Here is a 3,573-nt window from a genome sequence, read left to right as displayed (position 1 = left end):
AGTCTCCTTAATGTAGGGGACTGGGCTTATTTGTGGGTGGTTGTTTTTGGGCGTAGGAGCTTATTCTGCTTTTTTGCTTGTAGTTGATACAACGTTATGCTTTAAATTTAACTAGAAAATTAAAATGACAGTGCAATTTGTTAGTTCATTCTGCCATGACTTTCTCCCATCTATACTGACAATAACTGCATTTGCCTGTGTTATACTGATCTTCTAAGTCTAGAGGAGCCTCACACACTTCACATTTAGTGTATTCCATCTCATAGTCGCATGCCACACAACATCCTTCTTCATAAATGAAAGTATTTTTCCAGCACTCATGGCATGAACCATAAGGAGAGTTACCGCCATCCATTATATTTTTAATTGTCTCTCCAGCCAAAGAATCATCGATACATTGTTCGACCACATCATAAAAGCTAAAGTCCTCCCCACATGACTTACAATGCAAGTCAATCATTGGATAAACATCATCACTATGCGGAGCTTGTATCAATGAAGAGTGGCATTGATTGCAACGAAGATTTTTAAGAGCTATTTCAACTGAATGATATTTCCAATCAACTGTATCAAGACTTGCTTTACAAGCTTGTTCTTCTGCCGAATAAACCTCGCTTACCTCAAGCAAAGTTGCCCAGCAATCATCGCCCAGAATTTCTTGAGGATCTTCTTGCAAATGCTCTGATAGGAAGTCTCTAATCAGCAAAAAGGACTTGGCTATAATTTCTCTGATAGCATCAGGAGATTTAGATGTATAATAATGCTCTAAATCGTTTCTTATTCTACTGATTTTATCAAACCTATCCCAATCTACTGTTGTAATGTTTAAATTTTTGAACCTTTCTTTTATGGACTGAACATCAACTGTCTTATTACCTTTGCCTTCAAAAGTTATCTCACCTTTCGTATTTTGCACAGGCCTAATATTCTGCTTTATTAGTAACTCTTTATTGTCATTAGGAGACAACTGACAGAGTTTTTCTTTGTATAGTAATAAAATCCCAGCCGCAATATTTCTGACAGCGGAAACACTGCGCCTATCATCATCACTCTCAAAATCCTCAACCCCAATTTGTATTGAATCGATTGCATTTTGCAAAATGCTCATTACGTCTCCTGAATTTAATAATTGCTTTGTATACAACTAACATGTGATGAAGTTGGTATGGCTTTATAAGTCTATCTCTAGAATCGCTGATCCGCATTTACTCACCCTTTTTCAGTAAGCAATTTAATTCCCAAACCAATAAACACCGCGCCGCTGATCTTATTCAGGATAGTCTCAATCGCTGGGTTTTCGCGTAACTTTTTACTAAATTTTGACGCCAGTAGTGCCAAGCATAAGCACCATATGAAACCAGTAATAGCAAAACTCAAACCCAAAATCAGAAATGATAATGCGCTATAAGTATAGTTAGCATCAATAAACTGCGGAAAAAAGGCCAGGAAGAATAGCGCGACTTTTGGATTAAAGGTATTGGTTAAGACGCCTTGCTGATATATTTTGCCGTAATCAAGTCGCTTTGCTGGCGCGGCCTTGTTATTAATGGGTAAGCCTTTTGCTATGACAGAGTCCGTCTTTTGCGTGAGCATCTTGACCCCTAAGTAGCATAAGTAGGTGGCACCAATATATTTAACAATAGTAAATGCTAGTGGAGAGTTGGCTAAAATGATTGATAGTCCTAATGCCGCCAATACCGTGTGCACTAGTATTCCAGTGACAATGCCCAGTACAGAATAGAAACCAGCTTTGTTCCCTTGTGAGACGCTGCGAGTGATGATATACATGCTATCTGTGCCAGGTGTCAGGTTCAACAAAATAGCCGCTAAAATAAACCCTAGATAATTCTCGATACCGAACATCGCAATCACTTCCCTTTGATGGTTCTAAAAATTCATACGTCCTAGAGCATTTTTATATTGTATAAAATACTTATGGGGTAGATAGTAGCGAGCATTGGATAGGTTGGCAATAGCGCGAGTAATTATAAAGTATTGCGAATAAAACTAAAAAGTGTTTTAGAAATGATAGCCATAAAACAAGCCCAATCATCGTATGTGATTGGGCTTATTATGGGTAAGTACTATTGACTAATAATCAGTTTTACTAGATCTATAATCTAACATGCTCTTATCTAACGTTGTCACCCCAAGTAACAATAGGCTTATCTAAACGGTGCTTAGTAGCAGCACTTTTGGCACCCATAGTAGCAGCGATGAAAGTTAAGATAGTGCTGATTAACCAAAATAGACCACTATACAAGGCAGCTTTACGAGCAACGTCTTCAGCTTGTTGTAGATTTTGATCAACGGTTTGTTGGGCTTGCGCGATATATTGCTCAGTTTGTGTTTTATACTCATTAAATGACTGTACTACTTCTGAACGTACTTCAGTCGCTTGCGCTTCGCTCAATCCTTCTTGCTGTAAGCGGTTGATCAACTCAGGACCTTTTAATGTCTGTTCGATAGATGCCATGCGTTGTTTTGCATACTCATCAATATTACGCCATGTATCAATACTCGTGAAGTCCATATCAGTAACATCACTTTTGGTTTCGTTAATCATCTCATCCAATACATTAGTCGTCGCTTGGATTTGTTGATCGTTTAAGTTTTGAGTATTTTTGGCTACCATAGCACTGATATCAGCTTTGCTGATGTTACCAGATACTGTTTGATAAACTTCTTGCGCTTTTTGCTGAACCTGCGTAACAGTACTATCAGGTGCAGCGATGGCTGCTGTACTTGCCGCTGATGTACCAGCTGCTGCTACACCACCTGCAGTTTTTGCTACTGTACTAACAGTACCACCAACAGCATTACCAGCCGTCGCTAGGATACCAGTTGCACTACTAAAAGTGAAAAACGTGGTTACCAATACAATTAAAGCAGCAGTCAACATACCAGTCAACGTAGCGTCTTTTTGATCGACATCTGTACCATCACCGAATAAGGCTTCGGGTGCAGAGTATTTGATAGCAAAATAGCCTGCAACATAAGCACTGACTAAAGCAGTAATAGCAGCATAAATACCAGCAGCAATACTAGTACCTTTTAGGTCAAACGGTATAAATGAGCTTAGGATTAAAGCGATGGCAATCATCGCCATGACTACGAGCAGTCCCATAATAAGACCTGCTAGCACGCCGCGCCATGAAGGGCGACGTTGAGGCGTATAGGTAGGTAACATAACAATTCCTTATCACATGTTGTTTAAACGCTAATTTGCATATCATTATTATTGATTTCTATAAAGAAGCTTGTAAAAGTCTTCATTAAGTACAAGGCAATCATAATTAATAGATGAATATATTCATAATAGCGTTAAGTAGAGAAACACTGACTTTGTGTATAAGGGTGTTAATTTGTGTCACCAAATCCGCTAAGTGTAAACTTGTGTGGCTTTGTCGTTATTAGAATTAAACTATTGATTGTAAAGTAAATATTTTATATTTTTAGACTCTTTTATATGTATAACTGGAAGGGGTTTTGAGACTAGGTATAAGTCTGCGTCTTTATACATGTGTTTTGAGCAGACATAAAAAAAGCCCATTCACAACGAATTGTGAATGG

Annotated in this window: 3 protein-coding genes; all 3 read right to left on the bottom strand. The window is 38.3% G+C overall.

Annotation, left to right across the window (positions count from 1 at the left end; genetic code table 11):
* Positions 1–145 precede the first annotated feature (145 nt).
* On the bottom strand, positions 146–1,108 hold the full coding sequence (locus PENNN9_RS10900) for a hypothetical protein (RefSeq protein ID WP_058369706.1): 963 nt from the start codon (positions 1,106–1,108) through the stop codon (positions 146–148).
* Between the two features lie 101 nt (positions 1,109–1,209).
* Positions 1,210–1,863, bottom strand: a complete 654-nt coding sequence (locus tag PENNN9_RS10895) for a LysE family translocator (protein WP_058369705.1) — start codon at positions 1,861–1,863, stop codon at positions 1,210–1,212.
* A gap of 268 nt (positions 1,864–2,131) precedes the next feature.
* A complete protein-coding gene (locus tag PENNN9_RS10890) occupies positions 2,132–3,190 on the bottom strand; it encodes a hypothetical protein (RefSeq protein ID WP_058369704.1) in 1,059 nt (352 codons plus the stop codon).
* Positions 3,191–3,573 lie beyond the last annotated feature (383 nt).

Origin of the sequence: Psychrobacter sp. ENNN9_III, from assembly GCF_001462175.1 — a bacterium.
Taxonomy (GTDB): domain Bacteria; phylum Pseudomonadota; class Gammaproteobacteria; order Pseudomonadales; family Moraxellaceae; genus Psychrobacter.
This window is presented reverse-complemented; position numbering and strand designations above follow the sequence as displayed.

Coding starts and splice junctions, on each gene's coding strand:
- PENNN9_RS10900 (WP_058369706.1), bottom strand. CDS start 1,108: ATGAGCATTTTGCAAAATGCAATCGATTCAATACAAATTGGGGTTGAG.
- PENNN9_RS10895 (WP_058369705.1), bottom strand. CDS start 1,863: ATGTTCGGTATCGAGAATTATCTAGGGTTTATTTTAGCGGCTATTTTG.
- PENNN9_RS10890 (WP_058369704.1), bottom strand. CDS start 3,190: ATGTTACCTACCTATACGCCTCAACGTCGCCCTTCATGGCGCGGCGTG.